The 26,053-nt window shown below is 63.6% G+C and carries 26 protein-coding genes and 1 pseudogene; 6 read left to right on the top strand and 21 right to left on the bottom strand.

Translation table 11 applies throughout. The features are described 5' to 3' along the window. Positions 1 to 40 precede the first annotated feature (40 nt). The 11 genes and pseudogenes from AC5J09_RS27515 to AC5J09_RS27465 form a co-directional block, all read right to left on the bottom strand. Positions 41 to 3,037, bottom strand: coding sequence for a 2-oxoglutarate dehydrogenase E1 component (locus AC5J09_RS27515; RefSeq protein ID WP_018097288.1), 2,997 nt, complete (start codon positions 3,035 to 3,037; stop codon positions 41 to 43). A gap of 279 nt (positions 3,038 to 3,316) precedes the next feature. Beyond that, on the bottom strand, positions 3,317 to 4,219 hold the full coding sequence (sucD, locus tag AC5J09_RS27510; protein ID WP_003530262.1) for a succinate--CoA ligase subunit alpha: 903 nt from the start codon (positions 4,217 to 4,219) through the stop codon (positions 3,317 to 3,319). Positions 4,220 to 4,225: 6 nt separating this feature from the next. Further along, positions 4,226 to 5,422 carry an ADP-forming succinate--CoA ligase subunit beta gene (gene sucC, locus AC5J09_RS27505; RefSeq protein ID WP_494299032.1) on the bottom strand — a complete coding sequence of 399 codons (1,197 nt, stop codon included), beginning with the start codon at positions 5,420 to 5,422 and terminating at the stop codon, positions 4,226 to 4,228. 33 nt (positions 5,423 to 5,455) lie between these two features. Further along, positions 5,456 to 6,418 (bottom strand): malate dehydrogenase, encoded by a 963-nt coding sequence (gene mdh / locus AC5J09_RS27500; RefSeq protein ID WP_018097290.1) that lies wholly within the window; start codon positions 6,416 to 6,418, stop codon positions 5,456 to 5,458. Between the two features lie 183 nt (positions 6,419 to 6,601). Continuing rightward, entirely contained in the window at positions 6,602 to 7,756 is a 1,155-nt protein-coding gene (gene zapE, locus AC5J09_RS27495; RefSeq protein ID WP_494299031.1) for a cell division protein ZapE, read from the bottom strand. A gap of 41 nt (positions 7,757 to 7,797) precedes the next feature. Then, positions 7,798 to 7,941: pseudogene (locus AC5J09_RS27490) on the bottom strand (helix-turn-helix transcriptional regulator); the annotation flags it as partial. A 62-nt stretch (positions 7,942 to 8,003) separates the two neighbouring features. Further along, a complete protein-coding gene (locus AC5J09_RS27485; protein ID WP_018097293.1) occupies positions 8,004 to 8,543 on the bottom strand; it encodes a protease inhibitor Inh/omp19 family protein in 540 nt (179 codons plus the stop codon). Positions 8,544 to 8,737: 194 nt separating this feature from the next. Next, a complete protein-coding gene (locus AC5J09_RS27480; RefSeq protein WP_324762457.1) occupies positions 8,738 to 9,808 on the bottom strand; it encodes an ABC transporter ATP-binding protein in 1,071 nt (356 codons plus the stop codon). Between the two features lie 36 nt (positions 9,809 to 9,844). Beyond that, complete coding sequence (locus tag AC5J09_RS27475) at positions 9,845 to 10,690, bottom strand: carbohydrate ABC transporter permease (protein WP_494299030.1); 846 nt, start codon at positions 10,688 to 10,690, stop codon at positions 9,845 to 9,847. Beyond that, complete coding sequence (locus tag AC5J09_RS27470) at positions 10,683 to 11,621, bottom strand: carbohydrate ABC transporter permease (protein WP_100672789.1); 939 nt, start codon at positions 11,619 to 11,621, stop codon at positions 10,683 to 10,685. Before AC5J09_RS27470 ends, AC5J09_RS27475 begins: the two co-directional genes overlap by 8 nt. 78 nt (positions 11,622 to 11,699) lie before the next feature. Next, complete coding sequence (locus tag AC5J09_RS27465; RefSeq protein WP_100672813.1) at positions 11,700 to 13,004, bottom strand: ABC transporter substrate-binding protein; 1,305 nt, start codon at positions 13,002 to 13,004, stop codon at positions 11,700 to 11,702. A 230-nt stretch (positions 13,005 to 13,234) separates the two neighbouring features. Between AC5J09_RS27465 and AC5J09_RS27460 the strand changes: the two genes are divergently transcribed. The 5 genes from AC5J09_RS27460 to AC5J09_RS27440 all read left to right on the top strand — a co-directional run bounded on the left by AC5J09_RS27460 (position 13,235) and on the right by AC5J09_RS27440 (position 17,100). After that, positions 13,235 to 14,440, top strand: coding sequence for an ROK family transcriptional regulator (locus AC5J09_RS27460; RefSeq protein WP_100672788.1), 1,206 nt, complete (start codon positions 13,235 to 13,237; stop codon positions 14,438 to 14,440). 42 nt (positions 14,441 to 14,482) lie between these two features. After that, positions 14,483 to 15,583, top strand: a complete 1,101-nt coding sequence (locus tag AC5J09_RS27455) for a Gfo/Idh/MocA family protein (RefSeq protein ID WP_494299029.1) — start codon at positions 14,483 to 14,485, stop codon at positions 15,581 to 15,583. A gap of 22 nt (positions 15,584 to 15,605) precedes the next feature. Next, positions 15,606 to 16,247 (top strand): ThuA domain-containing protein, encoded by a 642-nt coding sequence (locus tag AC5J09_RS27450; protein WP_411932341.1) that lies wholly within the window; start codon positions 15,606 to 15,608, stop codon positions 16,245 to 16,247. Between the two features lie 210 nt (positions 16,248 to 16,457). Further along, complete coding sequence (locus tag AC5J09_RS27445; protein ID WP_100672785.1) at positions 16,458 to 16,721, top strand: type II toxin-antitoxin system prevent-host-death family antitoxin; 264 nt, start codon at positions 16,458 to 16,460, stop codon at positions 16,719 to 16,721. Beyond that, entirely contained in the window at positions 16,705 to 17,100 is a 396-nt protein-coding gene (locus tag AC5J09_RS27440) for a hypothetical protein (protein ID WP_018097302.1), read from the top strand. Before AC5J09_RS27445 ends, AC5J09_RS27440 begins: the two co-directional genes overlap by 17 nt. Before the next feature lie 176 nt (positions 17,101 to 17,276). On the opposite strand, the gene msrA is transcribed toward AC5J09_RS27440, so the two are convergent. From msrA to sdhC, 5 genes are all read right to left on the bottom strand, one after another. Continuing rightward, entirely contained in the window at positions 17,277 to 17,873 is a 597-nt protein-coding gene (gene msrA, locus AC5J09_RS27435) for a peptide-methionine (S)-S-oxide reductase MsrA (protein WP_494299028.1), read from the bottom strand. Between the two features lie 151 nt (positions 17,874 to 18,024). Next, entirely contained in the window at positions 18,025 to 18,804 is a 780-nt protein-coding gene (locus AC5J09_RS27430; RefSeq protein WP_003531162.1) for a succinate dehydrogenase iron-sulfur subunit, read from the bottom strand. An 18-nt stretch (positions 18,805 to 18,822) separates the two neighbouring features. Then, positions 18,823 to 20,664 carry a succinate dehydrogenase flavoprotein subunit gene (gene sdhA / locus AC5J09_RS27425; RefSeq protein WP_026168837.1) on the bottom strand — a complete coding sequence of 614 codons (1,842 nt, stop codon included), beginning with the start codon at positions 20,662 to 20,664 and terminating at the stop codon, positions 18,823 to 18,825. 7 nt (positions 20,665 to 20,671) lie between these two features. Continuing rightward, positions 20,672 to 21,052 (bottom strand): succinate dehydrogenase, hydrophobic membrane anchor protein, encoded by a 381-nt coding sequence (sdhD, locus tag AC5J09_RS27420; RefSeq protein ID WP_100672783.1) that lies wholly within the window; start codon positions 21,050 to 21,052, stop codon positions 20,672 to 20,674. Between the two features lie 11 nt (positions 21,053 to 21,063). After that, positions 21,064 to 21,456 (bottom strand): succinate dehydrogenase, cytochrome b556 subunit, encoded by a 393-nt coding sequence (sdhC, locus tag AC5J09_RS27415; protein WP_018097306.1) that lies wholly within the window; start codon positions 21,454 to 21,456, stop codon positions 21,064 to 21,066. 305 nt (positions 21,457 to 21,761) lie between these two features. Here sdhC and AC5J09_RS27410 point away from each other — a divergent pair, with 305 nt between their 5' ends. Then, positions 21,762 to 22,385, top strand: a complete 624-nt coding sequence (locus tag AC5J09_RS27410; protein ID WP_494299027.1) for a hypothetical protein — start codon at positions 21,762 to 21,764, stop codon at positions 22,383 to 22,385. Positions 22,386 to 22,401: 16 nt separating this feature from the next. Here the strand turns inward: AC5J09_RS27410 and AC5J09_RS27405 are convergent, their stop codons facing one another. From AC5J09_RS27405 to tsaD, 5 genes are read right to left on the bottom strand one after another with little or no spacing between them, the layout of a single operon-like run. Then, the gene (locus AC5J09_RS27405) at positions 22,402 to 23,070 is read right to left on the bottom strand and encodes a class I SAM-dependent methyltransferase (protein WP_494299026.1); all 669 of its coding nucleotides are present in this window, start codon (positions 23,068 to 23,070) and stop codon (positions 22,402 to 22,404) included. A gap of 13 nt (positions 23,071 to 23,083) precedes the next feature. After that, positions 23,084 to 23,515 carry an EVE domain-containing protein gene (locus tag AC5J09_RS27400; RefSeq protein ID WP_100672780.1) on the bottom strand — a complete coding sequence of 144 codons (432 nt, stop codon included), beginning with the start codon at positions 23,513 to 23,515 and terminating at the stop codon, positions 23,084 to 23,086. A gap of 6 nt (positions 23,516 to 23,521) precedes the next feature. Continuing rightward, complete coding sequence (locus AC5J09_RS27395) at positions 23,522 to 23,815, bottom strand: YciI-like protein (RefSeq protein ID WP_100672779.1); 294 nt, start codon at positions 23,813 to 23,815, stop codon at positions 23,522 to 23,524. 17 nt (positions 23,816 to 23,832) lie between these two features. Next, entirely contained in the window at positions 23,833 to 24,831 is a 999-nt protein-coding gene (locus AC5J09_RS27390; RefSeq protein ID WP_100672778.1) for an NAD(P)H-dependent glycerol-3-phosphate dehydrogenase, read from the bottom strand. A gap of 10 nt (positions 24,832 to 24,841) precedes the next feature. Then, complete coding sequence (gene tsaD / locus AC5J09_RS27385; RefSeq protein WP_494299025.1) at positions 24,842 to 25,939, bottom strand: tRNA (adenosine(37)-N6)-threonylcarbamoyltransferase complex transferase subunit TsaD; 1,098 nt, start codon at positions 25,937 to 25,939, stop codon at positions 24,842 to 24,844. Positions 25,940 to 26,053: the final 114 nt, after the last annotated feature.

Raw genomic sequence — 26,053 nt, 5'->3', positions numbered from 1 at the left:
TGAAAGCGCGTCAGCGAGCGGCAGACCGTGAGGGGCTTGGTCAGCCACCCAGCGCATCCTCGAGGAAGGCGGCAAGCTGGGCCAGATGCTTGGACATCAGGCCGGTCGCCGGCGAAGCGGCGGCCGGACGGCCGGTATAGCGCACCCGCTGGTACTTGGCATCGATATGGGCAAGGACCCACTCCAGATAGGGATCGATGAATGCCCAGGCGCCCATGTTCTTCGGCTCTTCCTGGCACCAGACCATCTCCGCGTTGCGGAAGCGGCTGAGCTCGTTGATAAGCGCCTTGGCCGGGAACGGATAGAGCTGCTCGACGCGCAGCAGGTAGATGTCGTCGATGCCGCGCTTCTCGCGCTCCTCCAGAAGGTCGTAATAGACCTTGCCCGAGCACATGACGACGCGACGGATCTTCGAATCCTTCTGCAGCTTGATCGGGCCGTCCTTGATGACCTCGGCATCGTCCCAGAGGAGACGGTGGAAGGAGCTCTCGCCGGCCATTTCCGACAGGCTGGAGACCGCCCGCTTGTGACGCAGCAGCGACTTCGGCGTCATCAGGATCAGCGGCTTGCGGAAATCGCGCTTCACCTGACGGCGCAGGATGTGGAAATAGTTCGCCGGGGTCGTGACGTTGGCGACCTGCATGTTGTCTTCCGCGCAAAGCTGCAGGAACCGTTCCAGCCGGGCGGAGGAATGCTCCGGCCCCTGACCCTCGTAGCCGTGCGGCAGCAGGCAGACGAGGCCCGACATGCGCAGCCACTTGCGCTCACCAGACGAGATGAACTGGTCGAAGACCACCTGCGCGCCGTTGGCGAAGTCGCCGAACTGGGCTTCCCAGAGCGTCAGGGCGTTCGGGCGAGCGAGCGAATAGCCGTATTCGAAGCCGAGGACGGCCTCTTCCGAGAGCATCGAGTTGATGACCTCGTAGCGTGCCTGGGTCGGCGACAGGTTGGCGAGCGGGATGTAGCGCTCTTCGGTCTCCTGATCGTAGAGGACCGAATGGCGCTGGGAAAAGGTGCCGCGCTCGCAATCCTGACCGGACAGGCGGATCTTGGTGCCCTCGGTCACCAGCGTACCGAAGGCGAGCGCTTCCGCCATCGCCCAGTCGATGCCCTCGCCGGTCTGGATCATGTTGGCGCGGTTTTCCATGAAGCGCTGGATGGTGCGGTGCGCGCTGAAGCCGGCCGGAATTTCGGACAGCTTGCGACCGACCTCCTTCAACTGCTTCATCGGCACCGAAGTGCGCCCGCGGCGCTGCTCATCCTGGTTGTCGGCCGTGCGCAGGCCCGACCAGGCGCCGTCGAGCCAGTCGGCCTTGTTCGGCTTGTAGGACTGACCCGCCTCGAATTCCTGTTCGAGATGGGCGCGCCAATCGGCCTTCATCTTCTCGACTTCGCCTTCGCTGATCAGGCCCTGGGCGATCAGCCGGTCCGAATAGAGCTGGACGACGGTCTTGTGCGCACGGATCGCCTTGTACATCTTCGGCTGCGTGAACGCCGGCTCGTCGCCCTCGTTGTGACCGAAGCGGCGGTAGCAGAACATGTCGATGACGACCGGCTTGTGGAACTTCATCCGGAATTCGGTCGCGACCTTGGCCGCATAGACCACCGCTTCCGGATCGTCACCGTTCACGTGGAATATCGGCGCCTCGATCATCTTCGCCACGTCCGACGGATAGGGCGAGGAACGCGAGAAGGCCGGGTTCGTGGTGAAGCCGATCTGGTTGTTGATGATGAAATGCACCGTGCCGCCGACACGGTGCCCGCGCAGGCCGGAGAGGCCGAGAATTTCGGCGACCACACCCTGGCCGGCAAAGGCCGCGTCGCCGTGCAGGATCAGCGGCATGACCTTGACGCGTTCGCGCAGCGGAATGATGTCGCCTTCGAATACGGTCGCCATCTGGTCCTGCTTGGCGCGCGCCTTGCCCATGACGACCGGATTGACGATCTCGAGATGCGACGGGTTTGCCGTCAGCGACAGGTGGACCTTGTTGCCGTCGAACTCGCGGTCCGAGGAAGCGCCCAGGTGATATTTGACGTCGCCGGAGCCTTCCACGTCATCGGGCGTGTAGGAGCCGCCCTTGAACTCGTGGAAGATGGCGCGGTGCGGCTTGGCCATGACCTGCGAGAGAACGTTGAGGCGGCCGCGATGCGCCATGCCCAGCACGATCTCCTTGAGGCCGAGCTGGCCGCCGCGCTTGATGATCTGCTCGAGCGCCGGGATCAGGGATTCGCCGCCGTCGACCCCGAAGCGCTTGGTGCCCTTGTACTTGACGTCGATGAACTGCTCGAAGCCTTCCGCCTCGATGAGCTTCTGCAGGATCGCCTTCTTGCCCTCGGGGGTGAATTCGACGCCCTTGTCCGGGCCTTCGATGCGTTCCTGTATCCAGCCCTTCTCTTCCGGGTTGGACATATGCATGAATTCGACGCCGATCGTCGAACAATAGGTCCGCTCGAGGATCTCGACCATCTCGCGCACGGTCGCATATTCGAGGCCGAGCACGTTGTCGATGAAGATCTTGCGGTCGTAGTCCTTCTCTTCGAAGCCGTAGGTCTTCGGGGAGAGTTCGTCGTAATCCTCGACCGGATCGGCAAGGCCGAGCGGGTCGAGCTTGGCGTGCAGGTGGCCGCGCATGCGATAGGCGCGGATCATCATGATGGCGCGGACGGAATCGCGCGTCGACTGATGCACCTCGGCCTCGCTGAGCGCCACGCCGGCAGCGGCTGCGGCTTCCTCGGCCTTCGCCTTGACCTTTTTTTCGATGACCTTTTCGACCGTGCCCCAGTCGCCGTCGAGGGCCGAGACGAGTTCGCCATTGGCGGGAATCGGCCAGTTCTGCTTCTTCCAGGAGGCGCCCTTGGCCGCCCTCACCACATCTTCGGGCCGGTCGGCAAGCGCCTTGAAGAAGGACTGCCACTCGGCCGAAACGGATGAGGGGTCCGCTTCATAGCGCGCATGGAGCTGCTCGATATAGGCGGCATTGGCGCCGTCCAGAAAGGATGTGAGCTGGAATTGCTCGTTGGCCTCTTGCCTTGTCATGGTCTATCGCGGACTTCAGCCCGCCTCCTGACTTAAGTTGGTGTGCCGGGTTGTCCCGGTCGTGTTTGCCTTCTGCCGGATCGGCGCCTTCAACGGTCAGGCGCGTCGTTCCGGCTGCGTCGGCCCGGTTCCGGCTGTTCGCCATCTGCACCGGACTTGACGCTCATCATCGTATCTTTCGTGGCTCCATTGGGGCGGCATGGCCTGCCGCCCCGCTGCAAAGTGCCACGGCGACCTTGATGCGTCCGGCAGGACGCGCGGGCGCCGCGGGATCGTTCGTCAGCCCTTCAGGACTTCGACCAGCGTCTTGCCGAGGCGTGCGGGCGAAGGCGAGACGCGGATCCCGGCCGATTCCATCGCCGCAATCTTGTCTTCCGCACCACCCTTGCCGCCGGAGATGACGGCGCCGGCATGGCCCATCGTGCGGCCGGGAGGCGCGGTACGGCCCGCGATGAAGCCGACCATCGGCTTCTTGCGGCCGCGCTTCGCCTCGTCCTTCAGGAACTGCGCCGCTTCCTCTTCGGCCGAGCCGCCGATCTCGCCGATCATGATGATCGACTTGGTCTCGTCGTCTGCCAGGAACATTTCCAGCACGTCGATGAACTCGGTGCCCTTGACCGGGTCGCCGCCGATGCCGACTGCCGTCGTCTGGCCGAGGCCTTCATTGGTGGTCTGGAACACCGCCTCGTAGGTCAGCGTGCCGGAGCGCGAAAGCACGCCGACCGAACCCTTGCGGAAGATGTTGCCCGGCATGATGCCGATCTTGCACTCGTCCGGCGTCAGCACGCCCGGGCAGTTCGGGCCGATGAGGCGCGAAGACGACTTTTCGAGCCGCGCCTTGACCTTCACCATGTCGGCGACGGGAATGCCCTCGGTGATGCAGACGATGAGCGGGATTTCCGCATCGATCGCTTCGATGATCGCCGCGGCGGCACCGGCCGGCGGGACATAGATCACGGAAGCGTTGGCGCCGGTCGCATCGCGGCCCTCGGCGACCGTCGCGAAGATCGGCAGCTGCTCGCCCTTGGCACCGGTCCAGGTCTCGCCGCCCTTCTTCGGGTGGATGCCGCCGACCATCTTGGTGCCGTTATAGGCGAGTGCCTGCTCGGTGTGGAAGGTACCGGTCTTGCCGGTGAGGCCCTGAACGAGAACCTTGGTGTCTTTGTTGATCAGGATGGACATGAAACCTCAGGCTCCCTTCACGGCTGCAACGATCTTCTGGGCGGCGTCGTCCAGATCATCGGCGGAAATCACGTTGAGGCCCGATTCATTGATGATCTTCTTGCCGAGCTCGACATTGGTGCCTTCCAGGCGCACGACGAGCGGCACCTTGAGGCCGACTTCCTTGACCGCTGCAAGCACGCCCTCGGCGATGACATCGCATTTCATGATGCCGCCGAAGATGTTGACGAGGATGCCCTTCACCGCCGGATCGGCCGTGATGATCTTGAAGGCCTGCGTGACCTTTTCCTTCGAGGCACCGCCGCCGACATCGAGGAAGTTCGCGGGCTCGGCGCCGTAGAGCTTGATGATGTCCATCGTCGCCATTGCGAGACCGGCGCCGTTGACCATACAGCCGATATTGCCGTCCAGGGCGACATAGGCGAGGTCGTATTTCGACGCCTCGATTTCCTTGTCGTCCTCTTCCGTCGTGTCGCGCAGCGCGACCACGTCCTCATGGCGGAAGAGGGCGTTGCCGTCGAAGGAGACCTTGGCGTCGAGGACGCGCATCCGGCCGTTCGTCATGACGATCAGCGGATTGACCTCGAGCAGGCTCATGTCCTTTTCGACGAATGCCTTGTAGAGGATCGGGAAGAGCTTCTCGGCATCGGCGCGCGCTTCGCCTTCGAGCTTCAGCGCGTCGGCGAGCGTCTTCAGATTTTCTGCGGTCACACCCTTTTCCGGATCGATCGCGACGGTGACGATCTTCTCCGGCGTATGTTCGGCGACTGCTTCGATATCCATGCCGCCCTCGGTCGAAACGACGAAGGCCACCCGGCCCACGGAGCGGTCGACGAGGATCGAGAGATAGAGTTCGCGGTCGATATCGGCGCCGTCCTCGATATAGAGGCGGTTGACCTGCTTGCCGGCCGGACCGGTCTGCTTGGTCACCAGCGTGTTGCCGAGCATGTCCTTGGCATTGGCGACGATCTCGTCCACCGACTTGGCCAGGCGCACGCCGCCCTTGGCATCGGGGCCGAGTTCCTTGAACTTGCCCTTGCCGCGGCCGCCGGCATAAATCTGGCTCTTCACCACGTAAAGCGGTCCCGGCAGCTTCTTCGCAGCCGCTTCGGCCTCGTCGGCGGAGAAGATCGCGACGCCTTCCGCGACCGGCGCGCCATAGCTCTTCAACAGAGCCTTGGCCTGGTATTCATGGATGTTCATGGGTTCTTTCCTGTCTGATAGGCCGGATGGCGGTTACTTCAGGCTGGGTGCGATGTTGATGCAGGCTTCGCAAAGGCCGGCGACGGCCGCGACCGACTTGTCGAAGGCTTCCTTCTCGCCCTTGTTGAGGTCGATCTCGATGATGCGCTCGATGCCGCCGGCGCCGATCACGGTGGGCACGCCGACATACATGTCCTTGACGCCATACTGGCCGGAGAGATGGGCGGCGCAGGGCAGCACGCGCTTCTTGTCCTTGAGATAGGCCTCGGCCATTTCGATCGCCGAGGCGGCCGGCGCATAATAGGCCGAGCCGGTCTTGAGCAAGCCGACGATCTCGGCGCCGCCGTCACGGGTGCGCTGAATGATCTGGTCGAGCTTTTCCTTGGTGGTCCAGCCCATCTGGATCAGGTCGGGCAGCGGAATGCCGGCGACGGTCGAATAGCGCGCGAGGGGCACCATGGTGTCGCCATGGCCGCCGAGCACGAAAGCGGTGACGTCCTTGACCGAGACGTTGAACTCCTCCGCAAGGAAGAGCCGGAAGCGCGAAGAGTCGAGCACGCCGGCCATGCCGACGACCTTGTTCTTCGGCAGGCCGGAGAACTTCTGCAGCGCCCAGACCATGGCGTCGAGCGGGTTGGTGATGCAGATGACGAAGGCGTTCGGAGCGTATTTCTTGATGCCGGCGCCGACCTGTTCCATGACCTTGAGGTTGATGCCGAGCAGATCGTCGCGGCTCATGCCGGGCTTGCGCGGCACGCCGGCGGTGACGATGCAGACGTCGGCGCCCTCGATCGCGGAATAGTCGCTCGCACCGGTCATCGATGCATCGAAGCCCTCGACCGGAGAGGACTGCGCGATGTCGAGGCCCTTGCCCTGGGGAATGCCGTCGGCAATGTCGAAGAGGACGATGTCGCCCAGTTCCTTCAGGCCGGCGAGATGCGCCAGCGTGCCACCAATCATCCCCGAACCGATAAGTGCGATCTTGTTGCGCGCCATGAAAGTGCTTCCTTTGTGATCCCAAAATGATCAAGGCCTGAAACGCGGCAAACGCCAAACCTTCGCCGAAAGCCCTTAAACGGCAAAGTGAAAAATATCAATCGATACTTTTGAGCAGAGCAAATTCAATCGGTTAGATCGTAAAATTCTTACGTAAACGTAAGAATTCTTGTCGCCTAAGCGTCATTCCTCCGCTGAATCGTGCGGGTGAGCCGCAGCGTAATCCTGGCTTTGCATCTCGATGAGACGCGAAACCGTACGGTCGAATTCGAAGCCTTCGGTGCCCTTCCTGGCGGTCAGCAGATGCTGCGGTTCGGCGTCAGCCGAGGCGAACAGGCGGGCGCCCTGATCATAGAGAGCGTCGACCAGGATGATGAAGCGCTTCGTCTCGTTGCGCAGGTGCGGCCCGAGATGCGGAACGTGGTCGAGGAAGATGGTGCTGTACTGCGCGACGATCGCAAGGTAGTCGGCGGCGCCGAGCGGCTGCGCGCACAGGTCTGCAAAGGTGAACCGCGCGGCCCGGCCGGCGGCCGCCGGCACGCGGATCGTGCGCCCCTTGCGGCCGATCTCGGCCGGGGCGACCGGCGCTCCGCCCGTTTCCCGATACCAGGCGCGATCCATGGCGGCTTCCGTTTCCGGCCCGAGCGGCGACAGCCAGACGGGCGTGCCATCGGTCTTGCCCAGACGATAATCCGTTTCCGTCTCGAGCGAGATGATCTCGGCATTCGCCTTCAGAAGATCGATGAACGGCAGGAAGAGACCGCGATTGAGGCCGTCGCGATAGAGATTGTCCGGCTCGACGTTTGAGGTCGCGACAAGCACGCAGCCCTTGGCGAACAGTTCGCCGAAGAGCCGCGCCAGTATCATCGCATCGGCGATATCGGTGACGGTGAACTCGTCGAAACACAGGAGCCGCGCTTCGCCGAAGAGATCGGAAGCGACGGGCGGGATCGGATCGGCCTGCTTGGTCTCGCCGTTCTTGAGCTTCTGCCGGTGCCTGTAGATGCGCTCATGCACATCGGCCATGAATTCGTGGAAATGGGCGCGGCGCTTGCGCTGGATCGGCACGGCGTCGAAGAACATGTCCATCAGCATGGTCTTGCCGCGCCCGACGCCGCCGTGGATATAGAGCCCCTTGACCGGCGGCTGGTCCTTTTTGCGCGCCGCAAAGAGCCAGCCGAGCGCATTGGTCTTGCGCGAGGGGCGGCTCGCCAGGAGCTTTGCCGTCAGGCTGTCGAGCCGTCTTGCGATTGCGAATTGAGCCGGGTCGCGCTGCCGCTCGCCGGCGGCAACGAGCGCCTCGAGCTTGCGAAGAATGCTGTCGTCGGGATTGAGCACGATGCGCTTCTACCGTTTCGTGGTTTTGCGGCTTTGGTCCATCATGCGGCGTGAAGCGGAGAAATGCTCAGATCACCTGCGGCATCACGCGCGCGTTCCAGTTCATAATGGCTTTGGAGATTAATCCAGAATTCCGGCGTCGTACCAAAGGCCTTGGAAAGCCGCAGAGCCGTATCGCCGGTCGTGATCGATTCTTGCAAGTTGAGATGCGGGATGCGGGCGAAACCGCACACACTTCTCCTCCGCCCTAGCGGCTGAGGCTGACCGGCTGCCCGCCATTGGTCGAGCCGTCGAAGCGCGCATCGGCCGTCTTGTAGAGCCGGGCGATCGGATTGCCGCTGCGGTCCTTGAGCACGACCTGCTTGCCCGCCACTTCCCAGGATCCCATGGCCGTCAGCTCGCCGGCGCAGCCGCGCGTGCCGCCGCGCGAGCCGCTGCCGAGATTGGTGAGGGTCAGGAACATGTCGCAGGAACTGCCGGCGCTCGAAACGCGCCAGTTGCCGACCATCGACTCCTTCGTGACGTCGAGCGCATTGGTGGCTGCGGCCACTTCCGTGCCGGCCGCGGCGCCGGGCGCTGCGGTGCCTGTCGTCGGTGCGGCCGGGAACTGCGACGCCCCCGCCGGGGGCGGCAGTTGCCCCGCGGAGACGGAAGGTACGGGCTGCGCCTGCAGGGGAGCGGGAGCGCGAGAAACATCCTGAGACCCGAAACCACCGAAGGACGTCCGCTGGCATCCGGCTAGCGCAAGTACAACCGCCAACCCGGCCGCCGCATGTGAAACCCGCATATCTTTACCCCCGACATTGTCCGCGAACCATAACGCAACGCGATAATATAGGCCGAATTACAGCAAAACCACCTTTCAAATCAAGGCAAGCCATTTCGCGTCCGGCAGTTGCAGGATTGAGACGCCCGGCGGATTCGCTCGCATGTGCCTTCACACGGACATGGCCCGCCCGGGCGGACGGCCGGGCGTAATGCTCACAGTGCCGCGCCCGTCTGCCTGTCGAAGACATAGACCTGGCTGCGGTCCATCGCCGCCTTGAAGAGGGAACCATGGCGGGCGGGGTGGTCGCCGTCGACGACGGCGGTTATCTGTTCGCCGGCAAATTCGAAAAGCACATGCGTCTGGGCACCGGTCGGCTCGACCAGCAGCGTCTGGCCGGCGATGGCATTGCCCTCCCCGCCCGCGACGAAATGTTCCGGGCGCAGTCCGATCCGGACCGCCTGCCCGGGCCGCACCTTGCGCTCGGGCGCGATGCGGATCGCCGACCCGTCGCCGAGGCGCACCGCCGGCTCCCCGTCATCCGCATCGACCGTTCCGTCGAGCACGTTCATGGCCGGCGAACCGATGAAACCCGCGACGAAGAGGTTGGCGGGCGTGCGATAGAGCTCCAGCGGCGTGCCTACCTGCTCGATCCTGCCGCCGTTCAAGACGACGATGCGGTCGGCGAGCGTCATCGCCTCGATCTGGTCGTGGGTCACGTAGATCGAGGTGGTGGCGACCTTCTGGTGCAAGGCCTTGATCTCGGTGCGCATCTGCACCCGGAGCTTGGCATCGAGATTGGAGAGCGGTTCGTCGAACAGGAAGACGGCCGGGTCGCGGACGATCGCGCGTCCCATGGCGACGCGCTGGCGCTGGCCGCCGGAAAGCTGGCTCGGCTTGCGATCGAGAAGCTCCGTCAGCGCCAGCATGCGCGCCGCCTCGCCCACCCTTCTGTCGATCTCGGGACGCGAGAGACCGGAGAGCTTGAGGTTGAAGCCCATGTTCTCGGCCACCGACATGTGCGGGTAGAGCGCGTAGGACTGGAAGACCATGGCGATGTTGCGCTCGCGCGGCGTCAGCGGATTGACCACCTTGCCGCCGATCAGCACCTCGCCGTCGCTGATCTCTTCCAATCCGGCGATCATGCGCAGCAACGTGGATTTGCCGCAGCCGGACGGACCGACGAGCGCGATGAATTCGCCCTCCGCGATCGAGAGAGACACGCCGTGGACCACCTCGAGCGCAGCATAGCTCTTGCGGATGTCCCTGAGTTCGACGGATGCCATGTGCTTTCTCCTTGGAACGACGCGTCAGGAAAGGGCTCAGGATTTCACCGCTCCGGCCGTCAGGCCTGCGATGATGTGCTTCTGGGCGAGAAAGAAGACGATCACCGTCGGCAGGATCGTCAGCGTGATGAAGGCGAGCACGAGCTGCCAATCGGTGCCGAACTCGCCGCGATAGACCATGATGCCGAGCGGCCAGGGATATTTCGCCTCGGTGTTCAGCATGATCAGCGGCAGGATATAGCTGTTCCAGCTATGCACGAAGGTGATGATGCCGACCGTCGAGACGATGGGGCGGGAAAGCGGAAGGGAAATGTACCAGAAGAAGCGGATGTAGCCGCAGCCGTCGACGAAGGCGGCCTGGAAGAGTTCTTCCGGCAGGTTCCGGAAATAATTGCGGAAAAGCAGGATGCTCATGCCGAGGCCGAAGGCCACCTGGGGCAGGATCACGCCCCAATAGGTGTCGAGCAGGCCGAGATCGCGGATGCGGATGAAGAGCGGCAGGATTGCCGTTGCCGCCGGGAACATGAGCCCGATCAGGAAGTAGTTCAGCAAATGGTTCGAACCGAAGAACCTGACATGGGCGAAGGTGAAGGCGGCCATGGCCGAAACGATGACGGTCAGCGCCACCGTTATGGCCGCGATGAACAGCGAGTTCAGCATCTGCCGCCAGTAGCGGTCGCCGAAAAGGATATCGAGATAGTTCGACCACAGCCATTCGGAAGGCAGGCCGAAAGGATTGACGCGCAGATCCCCGAGCGACTTGAAGCCGCCGAGCGCCGTGGTGACCAGGGGCAGCAGGACCAGCATCGCCACCAGCGACAGCGACACGTAGAGATAGAGGCTGGCTGCGGTCATGCGAACGGAAGAAGTCGTGTCAGTCATGGCGCATGAATATCCGTTTGTAGCCGAAAGCGAGCGTGACGCAGATGACGAAGAGGACCACGCCGACCGCGCTTCCGAGCCCCACCTGCATGCGGGTGACACCGTAGGTGTAGAGGAAGGTCACCATGGTCTGCGTCGAGTTCGACGGCCCGCCGCCCGTGAGGGGCATGACGAGGTCGAAGAGCTGCAGCGATCCGATGACGGCGAAGAAGATCGACAGCCTGACGGTCGAGCCGAGGAGCGGCAGCGTCACGTAGCGGAATTTCTGCCAACCGGTCGCTCCATCGATCTCGGCAGCTTCGAGCACGCTCCTGTCGACGGCCTGCAGGCCGGCGATGAACAGCATCATGTGGAAGCCGAAATACTTCCAGATGATCACGGCAAGCACCGCATAGATGGCAAGGCTGCGGTCGGCGAGCACGTAAGGGGTGGCGACGCCGAAGAAGCCGGCGACCGCGGCCACGAGCCCGTAGTCGCCATCATAGACGAAACGCCAGATGAGTCCGGCCGCGACATCCGCCAGCACGTAGGGCAGAAAGAAGATCAGCCGGAAGGCGACGACGCCGGCGATCCTGTGCGCGAGCATCATCGCAAGCCAGAGGGCGAGCGGAATCTGCAGGAGCACCGAAACGAGAATGATGATGCCGTTGTTGATCAGCGCCCGCGAGAAGGCCGCATTGTTGAACAGCACCTCGAAATTGCGCAGGCCCACGAACTGCGTCGGGGTTCCGTAGCCGTTCCAGCGATAGAGGCTGTACCAGGCCGCCTCTCCCATCGGCAGGATGACGAAGACCGTGAACAGCAGCAGGGCAGGCGGCAGGAAGAGGATGAGTACCGGCAGGCGCCCGCGCACGGTCGGGCTCTTGTACCGTACTTTCTTGCGGCTTGCCGTGGCCGGCACCGCGGTGATCGTCGCAGTCGCGTCGGTCATCTGGTCCTCGCACCTTTCGTTCCGGATGGTCGAAGGAAAGCCGGGCGGCGGGAGCTCCCGCCGCCCTCGCTTACGCTCTCATTCGAGTTCGCGGGCGTCCTGGATCATCCGGGCCGCCTCTTCCGAGGACATCTGTCCGGAGACGATTTCGACCGAAGCGTCGTTCACGACACGGCCGACGGAGGGGCCGAGATCCTGGTCGAAATAGTTCTGGTGCCAGGTAGAGGCCGCGAGCTGGTCGGCCGAAGCCCGCACAAGCGGGTTGGTGACGCCATCCTCGGCCCCTGCCGCCGCAGGGACGATCATGCCGATGCTCGCCATCAGCCGCTCGTTTTCCGCATTGGTCAGGTAGCGCAGGAAATCCAGCGCTTCAGGCGGAGCATTTTTGGTTACCGCCCAGCCGTTGAGACCGCCCAGTGTGTCGGTGGCAGCACCCGCTCCGCCCTCGACGGCGGGGAAGGGAAAGCGGCCGATATTCTCTGGCGCGAGGCCCTTGCCGTCGCCGGAATTGGCGCGCTGGGTGGCTTCGGTCGTCTCGAAGCTCAGGATCATCGCCGCCTTGCCGTCGCCGAAGAGGCCGAGCGTCTGCGGCCAGCTCGCGCCGAGATAACCGCCCTGGAACGGCTCGAGCTTGCCGAGTTCGGCGAGCTGCTCGCCGGCCTTGATGATCGACGGATGCAGGAAGCCCTCGCCCTCATTGTTCCTGGCATCCTCGAAAACCTGCTGGCCGCCATTGCGCATGACCAGGTAGCTCCAGTAGAAATGCAACGGCCACTTGTCGCCGCCGCCGCCGGCGATCGGCGTGATGCCGGCCTCCTTCAGCGTCTTCACGGCCGTGAGGAAATCGTCCCAGGTCTTGATGTCCTCGGCCTTGACGCCACCCTTCTGAAAGAGCTCCTTGTTGTAGAAGAAGCTGATCGTTCCCATTTTGAAGGGAACCGCATAAATTCTGTCGTCAAAGGTGAAGCCCTTGAGCGCAGCGGGATTGTAGCTCTTCTCCCAGGCTCCGCCGTCGGCGCGCATTGCCTCCGTCAGATCCATGAGCGCCCCGGTCTCGGATTGCTGCTTCAGCACGCCGCCACCCCAGCTATAGAAGAAATGGGGCGCGTCGTCCGACTGCAGAAGCGTCGGCAGCTTCGCCTTGAACGCCTCGTTTTCCAGGAACTGGAGCTGAATATCGACGCCCGCATGTTCCGATTCGTACTTTGCAGCGATGTCCTCCCACATCTTTAAATGGGCCGGAACAGTCTCCAGATGAAGCCACCTGACCACCGTATCGGCGGATGCGTGGCTCGCATCGAAGAGAAGCGCCATGCCGGCTACGGCAGCAAGCGCGGAAAGTCTGGTGGCGCGCAGAGGCGCCGACCCGCGTTCGAGCATCATCATTTTTCTCCTCCCAAACTCCTTCAAAGGGGGGCAAAACGTCCTCTTCATTTTGTCCCCGATGCGGATTAATTCAGAGGAGATGCCGGCAAATGTCAACAGTCGTCGCGAATATTTCGGGAGCTCCGCTTGACAGGAGGCGCTAATTGCCCGTTATTTAATTCGTATTCCTGCTAAATGATTTGACCCGCCCAGCCAGCCAATCGAGCATGCGAGCATACTGAAGACCGATGAAGACCGCCGATCCCGAACTGATGCGCGCGATAAATCGCTTCAACGTGCTCGATACGATCCGCCGGCATGGCCCCATTTCACGCGTCGAGATCAGCGAACGCACCGAACTGTCCACGACCACCGTTTCCGCGATCACCGCGTCGCTGCTTGACGATGGCCTCATCCTGACCCGGCACGAGGGCGATATCCGCAACGCTGCCGCAAGGGGCCGCCCGCGCGTCATGCTGGAGCTCGACCCGGAGGCCGCTCGCGTCGTCGGTGCCAAGATCGCCGCCAATCGTATGGTTTTCGCCGTCACCAACTTTCGCGGCGAGGTACTCTCCGACCTGACATTGCCGATCCGGGTCGACCGCCAGCCGATCGCCGTCATCGCCGATCTGATCGAGGACGGCGTGCGCCGCTGTGTGGTCGACGCCGACCTTTCGCTCGACGACATCGATTCGATCTGCATCGGCCTGCCGGGCGTGGTCGAACACCGCACCGGTCACGTCCGCTCCAGCCCGATCTTCCGGGAAACGGACGTCGATTTCGCAAGCGAAATGACGAGCAGGCTCAACGTCCCGACGATCGTCGAGAGCGACGCGCACGCCATCACGCTTGCCCATCACTGGTTCGGGCGCGCCCGCGACCTCGACGACATGGTTCTCGTTTCGCTGGAGCAGACCCTCGGGCTCGGCGTGCTGCATGGCGGCCAGCTTTTCCGAGGCGCCGGGGGCCTGAGCCACAATCTCGGCGATCTTGTGCTCGGCGTCGGCGAGAGCCGTACCGTGCGCCTTTCGACGCTCGCCGGGGAGAACGCGATTCTCGGCGAACACCCGATGGACGGGCGGTTCGCCGAGGCGGTGCGCCTCGGACGGGGCATGACGCATGCGCAGATGCTGATCGCGGCCGACGACGAAGCGCTGACCACGGCCGCCTCGCGGGCCGGAGAAGCGGTCGGGCTCGCCGTCGCCAACATCGTCACGCTGTTCGGACCGCCGCGCGTCGTCATCGTCGGTTCGAGCCTGTCGCTCGGCACCGTTTTCGTGGAGAGCATCCGCCGGTCCTTTCAGAACGCGATCCCGCCCTCGATCTCGACGGTGGCCGAACTCGTCTTCGACGAATCGGCCGACGAGACCTGGGCCCAGGGGGCGGCGGTTGTGGCGCTCTGCGAACTCTACGAGTCCCCCTGGGGGACGACCGGACCGGCGCCGGCGCTTTGATGCGCTGCGCCGAACTTATGTATCCATTTCGGGAGGAGACTGATGGAAAAACTCGGTATCGGCATCATCGGCTGCGGCAACATCTCGTCGGCTTATCTGAAGGCGATGGCAGCCTTTCCGATCCTCGACATCCGCGGCATCGCCGACCTGAACCGCAACCTTGCCGAAGAGCGCGCGGCGGAGTTCAAGGTCGAGGCCCGCAGCGTCGCCGATCTCCTCGCGGACCCGTCGATCGAGCTCATCGTCAACCTGACCGTGCCGAAGGCGCACGTGGCCGTCGCCATGCAGGCCCTCGAGGCCGGCAAGCACACCTATTCCGAAAAGCCGCTCGCCACCGACTTCGCTGACGGACGCAAGCTGGTGGCGCTGGCTCGCGCGAAAGGCCTGCGAATCGGCGCCGCCCCGGACACCTTTCTCGGCGGCTCGCATCAGACGGCACGCGCAATCGTCGATTCCGGCGTGCTCGGCACGCCCGTCGGCGGCACCGCCACCTTCATGTGCCCGGGTCACGAGCGCTGGCATCCCAATCCGGACTTCTATTACGACGTCGGCGGCGGGCCCATGCTCGATATGGGTCCCTACTACATCACCGACCTCGTCAACCTCCTTGGCCCCGTCGCCAAGGTTGCCGGATTTGCCACGGCGGCACGGAAGGAGCGGACCATAACCAGCGAGGCGCGCAACGGCGAACGCATCCCCGTCCGCGTGCCGACCCATGTCGCCGGCATCATGGCCTTCGAGAATGGAGCCGTCGTGCAGATCGGCATGAGCTTCGATGTGGCGGGCCACAGGCATGTGCCTCTCGAGCTCTATGGAACCGAGGGCACGCTGATCGTCCCGGATCCGAACCATTTCGGCGGCCAGATCGAGCTACTGAAAAAGGGCGGCGCCTTCGAGCAGACCGCGACGAGCGAGCCCTATGCCGACGGCAACTACCGCTCGATCGGGGTGGCCGACATGGCACATGCGATCCGCTCGGGCCGGCCGCACCGGGCAAACGGAGACCTCGCCTTGCACGTGCTGGAGGTCATGGAAGCGTTCCACAAGGCGGCCGACACCGGTTCCACCGTCAGCATCAGCACGAAGGCCGAGCGGCCGGCACCTCTGTCGCAATCGCTCGTCGACGGCCGCATCGGCCGCTAGTCAAATTTGAGGAGGAATGAGAATGCGCGAGGCACTGATCGTCTGGGGCGGCTGGAGCGGGCACGAGCCGCAGGAATGCGCCCATATCATTCGCGACATGCTGCAGGAGGACGGGTTCAAGGTCTATCTGGAACACACGACCGAAGCCTTCGCCGATCCGTCGATCCACGACCTGTCGCTGATCGTTCCGATCATGACGATGTCGAAGATCGAGAAGGAAGAGGTAAAGAATCTCGCCGCGGCCGTCGAAGGCGGCGTCGGTATCGCCGGCTATCACGGCGGCGCGGGCGATGCCTTCCGCGAGAGCGTCGAATACCAGTTCATCATCGGCGGCCAGTGGGTGGCCCACCCGGGCAACATCATCGACTATCGCGTGAACATTACGCGCCCCGACGATCCGCTGATGGAGGGTATCGTAGATTTTCCCTATACCTCGGAGCAATATTACATGCATGTCGATCCGTCCAACGAGGTGCTGGCAACGACCACCTTCTCCGGCGAGCATGCCTCCTGGATCGAAGGCGTGACGATGCCGGTGGTCTGGAAGCGCAAGCATGGGAAGGGCCGGGTCTTCTACTCCTCGCTCGGCCATGTGGCCAAGGAATTCGAGGTGCCCGAGATGCGCACGATCTTCCGCCGCGGCGCGAATTGGGCTGCGCGCTGACGGGGGATACGGCGGATCGACCGGGGTCCGCCGCGCTCGTCGAAGGCGCTCCCTCAAGGTCTACGATGCAGCCCGGAGAAGCCTGCAGTGGCGGAGGACATCGAGCCGCAGTTTGACGCGCTCACCCAGGTCGGGCCACGGGGCAACTCAGCGCTGGACGCAGCCGCATAATTTACGTATTTTACGTATATTGGCAACGGAGCGACGCAGATGAAGCAATTCACTTTCAGCGAAATGAATCGCGCGTCCGGCGAGATCCTCGAGGCAGCATTGATCGAGCCCGTAGCACTTACCAAGCGCGGAAAGGAAAAGCTCGTCATCCTGTCCGCTGCTCAGTATCAGAAACTGGTTGGCCGGCCTCACGCAGCCGCCTACACGCTCGAGAATGCGCCGGACGATATTCATGATGAACTCATGACCGGCCTCGATGCGATCATTGCCAGCGATGACGACGACGATGTTCAAGGCCGGTGACGTCCTTCGCTGCTACTATCTTTGGGCGAGGCAAGCCGGCGACGGTGAGGAATCGGGCCGCAAGGAGCGGCCGGTTTGCCTTTTGGTGAAGACACCGACGGAGCCGGTGAAGCTGTTTTTGTTCCCGATCACCTCACGGAGTCCGGATCCGTCGATCGTCCACATTGCCGTCAGCGAAATCGAATGCCGCCGTGGCGGGCTCCGTTTCCCGTCCTGGCTGATCCTGGACGAGTACAACCTGCTCCGTCTCGACGAAGCCTATGATCTCGCATCGACAACGCCGATCGGCACCTTCAGCCCGGCTTTCGTTCGCAAGGTGGCCACCCTGATCAAGCAAGCGGCGGCACAACGCCGTCTGCGCGTTGTCATCCGAAAGTAGAAAGGATGCCTTCCGGACAGCGAAGGAGCGCGCTTCGAGAAACGCATTGACGCGGGCTACGCCCGCAAATGGGCTTGAAGAGAGGCCAGGCGCGAAAGCAAACCGGCCAATGGCATACCGAATCCTATCCAACACTTCTTATGCGGGATGCCGACGGGCGGATGAGGGGCAAACGATCAATGATTGACGCCTGCATAGGCGCGATCGCCCCAGAGCTTCTCGACCGTTCGGTTCCTGCCGCAGCCGTTGCGATAGTACCAGTAGCGGATCGGGTTCCGCTTGCCGAAGTCCTGATGGTAGTCTTCCGCCGGCCAGAATTTCGCTGCGCCTTCGACGGGCGTGACGATCGGCCGGCCGAGCTCCGCCTCGGCCTTGATCTTTTCCGCCTTCGCGTCCATCGCCTGCCGCTCGTTCAGCGCATAGATCGCGGTCGTATAGGCGAAGCCCCGGTCGCAGAACTGGCCACCGTTATCCGTCGGGTCCGTCGTACGGAACAGGATGCCGACGAGCTCCGCATAGGAGACCCGGTCCGGGTCGAACTTCACGCGCACCACCTCGCGGTGTCCACCCCTCGAATAATCTTCATAGGTGGGGTTCGCGCTCTTGCCGCCGGCATAGCCGGAGATCGTTTCGAGAACGCCGGGCACGGCGTCGAAGTCGCTCTCGACGCACCAGAAGCAGCCGCCGGCGAAGATAGCATATTGCGGTTCTGCCGCCCGCGCCGGCAGCAGCAGGAAACAAGCGACGAGAAAACCGAGCAGCAGGCGAAGCATCGGCGGCCCTCCATCCTCGGCTATTACCTAACTGCCTGGCGGCGCGTTTCAAATCACTTAGCAACACGTCGATGTGACGGACGTGAAAGCAAAACGGCGGGCCGAGGCCCGCCGTTGAAATGATGCTGAGAACACCTGCAGGACGGAAGGGTCAGAACCGCCGCTCGACCAGCATCTTCTTGATCTCGCCGATCGCCTTGGCGGGGTTCAACCCCTTCGGACAGGCCTGGGCGCAGTTCATGATCGTGTGGCAGCGATAGAGCCGGAACGGATCTTCGAGATTGTCGAGACGCTCGCCGGTGGCCTCGTCTCTGGAGTCGATCAGCCAGCGATAGGCCTGCAGCAGGACGGCGGGGCCGAGATAGCGGTCACCGTTCCACCAATAGCTCGGACAGGAGGTCGAGCAGCAGGCGCAGAGAATGCACTCATAGAGGCCGTCGAGCTTCAGGCGATCTTCGTGGCTCTGCCGCCATTCCTTGGCCGGTGTCGGCGAAACGGTTTTCAGCCAGGGCTCGATCGAACGGTGCTGGGCATAGAAATTGGTGAGGTCGGGCACGAGGTCCTTGACGACGGGCATGTGCGGCAGCGGATACACCTTCACGGCGCCCTTCACCTCATCCATGCCCTTGGTGCAGGCGAGCGTATTGGTGCCGTCGATATTCATCGCACAGGAGCCGCAGATGCCTTCGCGGCAGGAGCGGCGCAGCGTCAGCGTCGGATCGATGTTGTTCTTGATGTAGAGCAGACCGTCCAGAACCATCGGGCCGCAATCGTCGATATCGATGTAATAGGTATCGATCCGCGGGTTTTTGCCGTCGTCCGGATTCCAGCGATAGACCCGGTATTCGCGCAGGTTCGCCGCACCGACCGGTTTCGGCCACACCTTGCCTTCGGTGATCTGCGAGTTCTTGGGGAGAGCGAGTTCAACCATGTGCCTTAGTCCTCGAGATCAGTAGACGCGCGCCTTCGGCTCGATCTTGTAGGGATCGATGCCTTCGGCGATCAGCTCGGTGTGCACCGGACGAAAATCGAGCCGGACGTCGCCCGCTTCGTTGACCCAGGCAAGCGTGTGCTTGCGCCAGTTGACGTCGTCGCGACCGGCGAGCGGGCCGTCCTTGTAGTCCTCGCGCGCATGCGCGCCGCGGCTTTCCTTGCGCGCCTCGGCGCCGTAGACCGTGGTGATGGCGTTGGCCATCAGGTTTTCGAGCTCCAGCGTCTCGACGAGATCCGAGTTCCAGATCATCGAGCGGTCGGTGACCCTGACGTCCGGCAGTTCCTTCCAGATCGCAGACAGGCGACGGCAGCCGGATTCGAGCGACTCCTGCGTACGGAACACGGCCGCGTCTTCCTGCATGGCGCGCTGCATCTTGTCACGCAGCACTGCCGTGGGCGTGGTGCCGTTGGCGTGCCGCAGCCGGTCGAAACGCTCCATGATGCGGTCGCAGGAGGCCGTGTCGACGTCCGGCACCGCCTCGTTGCGGTCGATGATCTGGCCGGCGCGGATCGCCGCCGCGCGGCCGAAGACGACAAGGTCGATCAGTGAGTTCGAGCCGAGCCGGTTGGCGCCGTGCACCGAGGCGCAGCCGGCTTCGCCGACGGCCATCAGTCCGGGGGCGATTCGCTCCGGGTTCTGGCCGTCCGCGTTCAGCACTTCGCCCCAGTAATTGGTCGGCACGCCGCCCATATTGTAGTGAACGGTCGGCAGCACCGGGATCGGCTCGCGCGTGACGTCGACGCCGGCGAAGATCTTCGCCGATTCCGAAATGCCCGGCAGGCGTTCGTGCAGCACTGCGGGATCGAGATGGTCGAGATGCAGGAAGATATGGTCCTTGTTCTTGCCGACGCCTCGGCCCTCGCGGATTTCCATCGTCATGCAGCGGGAAACGACGTCGCGCGAGGCAAGGTCCTTGGCAGAAGGCGCGTAGCGCTCCATGAAGCGCTCGCCCTCGGAATTGACCAGATAGCCGCCCTCGCCGCGGGCGCCTTCGGTGATGAGGCAGCCTGCGCCGTAAATGCCGGTCGGATGGAACTGCACGAATTCCATATCCTGCAGTGGCAGACCCGCGCGCGCAATCATGCCGCCGCCGTCGCCGGTGCAGGTATGCGCCGAGGTCGCTGAGAAATAGGCGCGGCCGTAGCCGCCGGTCGCCAGCACCACCATCTTGGCGGCGAACCGGTGGATCGTGCCGTCGTCGAGGTTCCAGGCGACCACGCCGGTGCAGCGCCCGTCAGCCGACATGATCAGGTCGATGGCAAAATATTCGATGAAGAATTCGGCATTGTTCCGGAGCGATTGGCCATAAAGCGTATGCAGGATCGCGTGGCCGGTACGATCGGCGGCAGCACAGGTGCGCTGCACCGGCGGCCCTTCGCCGTAGTTCTGCATGTGGCCGCCGAAGGGGCGCTGATAGATCTTGCCTTCTTCGTTGCGCGAGAACGGAACGCCATAGTGCTCGAGTTCGTAGACCGCCTTCGGCGCTTCCATTGCGAGATACTGCATGGCGTCGACATCGCCGAGCCAGTCGGAGCCCTTGACGGTGTCATAAAGATGCCACTGCCAGCAGTCGGGCGTCATGTTCTGCAGCGAAGCGGCGATGCCGCCCTGTGCCGCGACCGTGTGCGAACGCGTCGGGAAGACCTTGGTTATGCAGGCCGTCCTCAGGCCCTGCTCGGCCATGCCGAGCGTCGCGCGCAGGCCCGCCCCGCCGGCGCCGACGACGACGACGTCGAAGGAATGGTCGACATATTGATATGCCTTGCCGTTTGCAGCGGGTGAACTGATCGATGCCATGACGAAATTACCCTGCAAAAGCGATCTTCAGGACGGCGAAAAGACAGAGCCCGCCGACCGCGATCGTGAAGAATGTGTTGAGCATGAGAAGCGCTATCTTGGCGCCCTCCGCATGGACGTAGTCCTCGATGATGACCTGCATGCCGATCTTCATGTGAACGAGGCCGGCGACGACCATCAGACCCATGGCAACCGCCACGAAGGGGTTCGCAAGGGCCGCGATCAGTTCCGCATGCGGTGCGCCCGCATAATGGGCGAGAAAGACGACGAAGAAGATCGTGAGAGGAATGCTGGCGACGGCCGTGAGGCGCTGCCGCCAGAAGTGATCCGTGCCTTCCTTTGCCGAACCGAGACCCCGGACCTTGCCGAGAGGTGTGCGCATATTCATGTCGAAGTCCCTTAACGAGCGAGGTAGCCGACGACCCAGATGACGAGCGTCAGCGTCGCCGATGCGACGATCATGGCCTTCGCCATTCTCGTCGCGAAGTGCTTCTCATAGCCGTAGCCGAGATCCCAGCCGAGGTGGCGGATGCCGCCCAGCAGATGGTGCACAAGGGCCCAGGTATAGCCGAAGAGGACGACCTTGCCGATGAACGTGCCGAACAGCCAGTTCACCCAGTCGTAGTAGGCAGCGCCCGAAGCAGCGGCGATCAGCCACCACGCCACCAGGACGGTGCCGAAATAGAGCGCGCCGCCGGTGATGCGGTGCATGATCGACATGATCATGGTGGGGATCGGCTTGTAGATTTGAAGATGCGGCGAGAGCGGCCGGCTTCTTGTGACATTCGTCATCGGAACCTCGCGGGATGACCGGATATGCGTCCAAAACTGGACTCTTTTCGTCCGGTATCGCACCCGATTGTGCGCAATTCAGTCACCCGGACCTTTAATCACCATAGGGCTTCACGACAAGTGTGTTTGCAGTGCAAAATCAATTTAATCGATTTGACGGAAAACGGCATTTTCCCGCCTCGGAGAGACATCCGGCCTTTTAACGATATGCACGAAAAAACCCAGCTGAATCCGTGACATTTCCCGTCGGTTGCCGCAGGATGCACTTTAACGGTTTGTTAATGATGATCCGGAGGCAGCGAGACATGAACCCCTCGCAAATGGTCCGCGCGGCCAAAGCTCTAGTCGTGGCCTTCGCACTTGCGATGCCCGCCGGTTTGCCGGCACGGGCCGCCGAAAGCGACGGTTTCGGCAATGTGGAGACCCGAACCCGCCATGTCCGGATCAAGCATCGCACGCCCCATCACACCTGGCGCAAGGCGCGCCACCAATCAGTAACGACCGTCGGCGGTTTCGCATCTGCCGATTCCAGGGGCCTGCCCGATGTTCAGACCCGCACCCGGCATGTCCGGCCGAGATATCCCTGGCCCGGATACTCCCGGCATCGTTACGCTCGCCCCGGGCGGGATCGTGGTCCTGTGATCGTTATCAATGGCGGCGGATACGCGTCCGGCGGTTACGGCAGCTATGGGAGTTACGACTTCCCGACACCCATTCCGGACATCGGCACCTATGCCGGCGGCCTTTCGGCGTTCCGCGATGAAGGAAACGGCATCTATTTCAGCCGGGACGGCGGCTACGCCTATCTTGCCGGCGAGACCGCAGCAGCCAACCCATCGTCGAAACGCGCGAAGATCATCATCGTCTCGCCGCAGGTAAACGCCAGCGCTTGCTCCTGGGAGCACGGCGTCTGCGTCGTCCGGCCGTAGAGGGCGGACGTTCCTCTCAATCGTCGCCGGCGCCGACAGCCGGACCGAACCGCCAGACCGTCGTGCGCTTCACCTCGCTGTCTTCGAGCGCCCGCGTCACCGGCACCTCGTAGGTCGCAAGGTCAGTCATCCGCCCGCGCGGACAATAGGCCCGGCCCGGATCGCCGACGAGAACGACGGCACCGGCACGTTCGAGCGCGTCGAACCAGGGCAGAAGAAGATCGGCGAAGCTCTTGTCGTAGAAGACGTCTCCGGCGAGGTAGATGTCGGCCGCCCGTTCCGAGCCGACGATATCGTCTCCGGTGAAGGCGAGCGATACGCCGTTGAGCCCGGCATTCAGCCGCGCGGCCGTTTCGGACCATGGGTCGATGTCGGCGGCGGTGACCTCATCGGCGCCGGCCAACTTCGCCGCAATGGCGACGAGGCCGGAACCGGAGGCGAAATCGATGACGCGGCGGCCGCGCACCGTCTCGGGATGATCGAGGACATAGCGGGCAAGCCCCTGCCCTCCCGCCCAGGCGAAGGCCCAGAAGGGCGGCGGCAGACCGATCCGTTCCAGCTCTTCCTCGGTCTTCAGCCACAATTCATGCGCCTCGCCCGCAAGATGCAGGCGGACTTCCGGCACGTGCGGCGGCGCGAGAATGTCGGTGTTGGCGCGGATGAAGCTTTCGGGATCGGTCTTCACGACATTCGGGTCGCTATCGGGGCGGATTGTCCAGCCCGCCCATGCGGCAGACCTCGATCCACTCGTCATCCGTCACCGGCTGCACCGAAAGACGCATCGACGTGACGAGCGACATCTTGGCGAGCTTCGGATTTTCCTTGATTTCCTTGAGTGAAACCGGCCGCGGCATGTCCCTGACGGCGCGGATGTCGACGCAGTCCCAGCGGGCGTCGCCCTCTGCCGTCGAGTCCGGATGCGACAGCGCGCAGACCTCGGTGATGCCGACGATCTCGAGCCCCTCGTTGGAGTGATAGAAGAAACCCTTGTCGCCGATCTTCATCGCCCGCATGTTGTTGCGCGCCAGGTAGTTGCGCACGCCGGTCCATTCGGTGCCCTTCTCGCCGGCATCCTTCTGCATCTGCCAGGACCATTTCGCCGGTTCGGATTTGTAGAGCCAGAACGCCATCGCCCCTCAAGCCTCCGGATTGTTGAAGACCCAGTTGTAGGCCTTGATCTCGACATTGGCGAAGAGACCCGCCTTCGCGTAGGGATCGGCCTCGGCAAGCGCCCTGGCCTCTTCGAGCGTGTCGGCCTTGACGATCACGAGGCTCCCCGTCGGCTTGCCGTCGGCGCCGAGGAAAGGCCCTGCGATCTTCAGGATGCCCCGGGCATTGAGGTCGTTGAGATAGGCGACATGGTCAGGTCGGGTGTCGACCCTGAGTTGCAGCGCGCCGGGCTTGTCGGTGCAGAGCAGTGCGAAGAGCATGGATCCTCCTGAAGACATCATTCGTGGGTGATCGGTCTGGACATCAGTTGTTCGAGAGCCGAGCGGACATCCAGCTTTCCGTCGACGATGGCTGCGACGGCCTCGGTGACCGGCATCTCGATGCCGAGTCCCCCCGCCACGCGGGCGGCGACGGATGCGGCAAAAGCGCCCTCCACCAACTCGCTGCCGGCCGCAGCCCGGCCGTCTTTACCGAGGGCTATGCCGAAGCGCAGGTTGCGCGACTGGTGGCTCGTCGCGGTCAGCACGAGGTCACCCAATCCCGAAAGGCCACGCACAGTGTCCGCCTCGCCGCCCCTCGCGACGATGAAGCGCGACATTTCCGCAAGCCCGCGCGAGATCAGCGCAGCTCGGGCCGAGTCGCCGAGGCCGGCGCCTTCGACGATGCCGCAGGCGATCGCCAGCACGTTCTTGAGCGCCCCGCCCAGCTGAACGCCGGTGCGGTCCGCCGAGGGATAAAGCCGGAAGGTCCGCCCGGAAAGCGCCTCCGCGAGCTCCGTCGCGATCGCGGTATCGGGGGCGGCGACCACCATGGCGGTTGGCAGGCCGCGAGCGATATCGGCGGCAAAGCCCGGGCCGGAAAGCACCCCGACGCGGCGGCCCGGCAACTCCTCTTCGAGAACGTCGGTGAGGAGTCGGCCGGTCGATTGCTCCATGCCCTTGGCGCAGGTGACGACGATCGCCCTGGCGCCGATCGCGGCACCGTAGCTCCGCGCCGCGTCCCGATGCGCTTGCGAAGGCATCGCAAAAAGCACGATGTCGGCGTCTTCGAGCGCGGCCGCCTGTGAAGAATAGACAAGGCGCGGGGGAAGCGGAATTCCCGGGAGAACGGCGTCATTCCGCCCGGTACGGCGACACTGCGCGGCCGCCTCCTCCCGCCGGGCAAGCAGAGTGACATTCGCCTTGTCCTTCGCTGCCGCGACGGCCGAAAGCGCCGTTCCGAAGGCGCCCGCCCCGACGACCACGATTTTTTGCGCGCTCTTCGATTTGCCGCTCATCTTCCGTCCATCATGCCTTGGCGCCGCGTCTGCCGGAGCCGATCAATGCCTTGGCTTCGGAATCGAGCGGCCAGCGCGAACGCGGAGCCGCATCGAGCCCGTCCGCCGGCAGGCCCGCCGCGAGGCGCTCCGCACCGGCCCAGGCGATCATCGCGGCATTGTCGGTGCAAAGCGAGAGCGGCGGCGCGATGAAGCGGAAGCCGTGCTCGTCGCAAAGCGACTGCAATGTCCGGCGCAATGTCTGGTTCGCGGCAACCCCGCCGGCCACGACGAGAGCCGGTTGGTCGACGGAAGCGAAGTTCGCCCTGAACCGCTTCAAGCCGCGCCCGACCCGATCCCTGAGCGTGCGGGAAATGGCGCGCTGGAAAGAGGCACAAACGTCGGCGATATCCTGATCCGTCACCGGCTCCAGCGACTGTGCAGCCTGGCGGACGGCCGTCTTGAGGCCCGAAAAAGAAAAGTCGAGCCTGGCGTCACCCACGAGCGGCCGGGGAAAATCGAAGCGCTCCGCATTGCCGGCCTGCGCCGCCCGCTCGACGGCCGGCCCGCCCGGATAGGGAAGACCGAGCAGCTTTGCGGTCTTGTCGAAGGCCTCGCCGAGCGCATCGTCGATCGTCGTGCCCCAGCGTTCGTATTCGCCGACGCCCTTGACGAGGATCAGCTGTGTATGGCCGCCCGAGACGAGCAGCATCAGATAGGGAAATGAAAGGCCGTCGGTCAGCCGCGCCGTCAGCGCGTGACCTTCGAGGTGATTGACCGCATAGAGCGGCTTGCCGGTCGCCCGCGCGATCGCCTTGCCGGTCATCAGCCCGACGATGAGCCCGCCGATCAGGCCGGGACCACTTGTCGCAGCGACCGCGTCGATGTCCCGGAGCGTCACACCGGCGCGCAGGAGCGCTTCCTCGATCAGCGTGTCGAGCGCCTCGACATGGGCGCGCGCCGCGATCTCGGGAACGACGCCGCCATAGGCACTGTGCTCTTCCAGCTGGCTCAGCACCACGTCGCCGAGAATCCGGCCGTGGCCCTCTTCGTCACGCAGCACGACCGAAGCGGCGGTTTCGTCGCAGCTTGTCTCAATGCCGAGGATGCGCAAAGGCGGGGACGTCACGTGCTATACTCAAAGATTGCGGTCGCAGTGAAAGGTGGTTACACGAAACTCAAACAGCGCCGTGCGCCTTCAGACGCACAAGGGACGCTGTAACGCTTTGAACTGCTGCATGGT

Source organism: Sinorhizobium sp., from assembly GCF_059070375.1.
This window is presented reverse-complemented; position numbering and strand designations above follow the sequence as displayed.

Coding starts and splice junctions, on each gene's coding strand:
- AC5J09_RS27515 (WP_018097288.1), bottom strand. CDS start 3,037: ATGACAAGGCAAGAGGCCAACGAGCAATTCCAGCTCACATCCTTTCTG.
- AC5J09_RS27455 (WP_494299029.1), top strand. CDS start 14,483: ATGGAAAAACTCGGTATCGGCATCATCGGCTGCGGCAACATCTCGTCG.
- msrA (WP_494299028.1), bottom strand. CDS start 17,873: ATGCTTCGCCTGCTGCTCGGTTTTCTCGTCGCTTGTTTCCTGCTGCTG.
- AC5J09_RS27450 (WP_411932341.1), top strand. CDS start 15,606: ATGCGCGAGGCACTGATCGTCTGGGGCGGCTGGAGCGGGCACGAGCCG.
- sdhA (WP_026168837.1), bottom strand. CDS start 20,664: ATGGCATCGATCAGTTCACCCGCTGCAAACGGCAAGGCATATCAATAT.
- AC5J09_RS27445 (WP_100672785.1), top strand. CDS start 16,458: ATGAAGCAATTCACTTTCAGCGAAATGAATCGCGCGTCCGGCGAGATC.
- AC5J09_RS27390 (WP_100672778.1), bottom strand. CDS start 24,831: ATGAGCGGCAAATCGAAGAGCGCGCAAAAAATCGTGGTCGTCGGGGCG.
- sdhD (WP_100672783.1), bottom strand. CDS start 21,052: ATGAATATGCGCACACCTCTCGGCAAGGTCCGGGGTCTCGGTTCGGCA.
- AC5J09_RS27470 (WP_100672789.1), bottom strand. CDS start 11,621: ATGACCGACGCGACTGCGACGATCACCGCGGTGCCGGCCACGGCAAGC.
- sucC (WP_494299032.1), bottom strand. CDS start 5,422: ATGAACATCCATGAATACCAGGCCAAGGCTCTGTTGAAGAGCTATGGC.
- AC5J09_RS27475 (WP_494299030.1), bottom strand. CDS start 10,690: ATGACTGACACGACTTCTTCCGTTCGCATGACCGCAGCCAGCCTCTAT.
- AC5J09_RS27485 (WP_018097293.1), bottom strand. CDS start 8,543: ATGCGGGTTTCACATGCGGCGGCCGGGTTGGCGGTTGTACTTGCGCTA.
- AC5J09_RS27440 (WP_018097302.1), top strand. CDS start 16,705: ATGTTCAAGGCCGGTGACGTCCTTCGCTGCTACTATCTTTGGGCGAGG.
- AC5J09_RS27480 (WP_324762457.1), bottom strand. CDS start 9,808: ATGGCATCCGTCGAACTCAGGGACATCCGCAAGAGCTATGCTGCGCTC.
- AC5J09_RS27430 (WP_003531162.1), bottom strand. CDS start 18,804: ATGGTTGAACTCGCTCTCCCCAAGAACTCGCAGATCACCGAAGGCAAG.
- AC5J09_RS27465 (WP_100672813.1), bottom strand. CDS start 13,004: ATGATGCTCGAACGCGGGTCGGCGCCTCTGCGCGCCACCAGACTTTCC.
- AC5J09_RS27395 (WP_100672779.1), bottom strand. CDS start 23,815: ATGCTCTTCGCACTGCTCTGCACCGACAAGCCCGGCGCGCTGCAACTC.
- AC5J09_RS27460 (WP_100672788.1), top strand. CDS start 13,235: ATGAAGACCGCCGATCCCGAACTGATGCGCGCGATAAATCGCTTCAAC.
- sucD (WP_003530262.1), bottom strand. CDS start 4,219: ATGTCCATCCTGATCAACAAAGACACCAAGGTTCTCGTTCAGGGCCTC.
- mdh (WP_018097290.1), bottom strand. CDS start 6,418: ATGGCGCGCAACAAGATCGCACTTATCGGTTCGGGGATGATTGGTGGC.
- sdhC (WP_018097306.1), bottom strand. CDS start 21,456: ATGACGAATGTCACAAGAAGCCGGCCGCTCTCGCCGCATCTTCAAATC.
- AC5J09_RS27400 (WP_100672780.1), bottom strand. CDS start 23,515: ATGGCGTTCTGGCTCTACAAATCCGAACCGGCGAAATGGTCCTGGCAG.
- AC5J09_RS27410 (WP_494299027.1), top strand. CDS start 21,762: ATGAACCCCTCGCAAATGGTCCGCGCGGCCAAAGCTCTAGTCGTGGCC.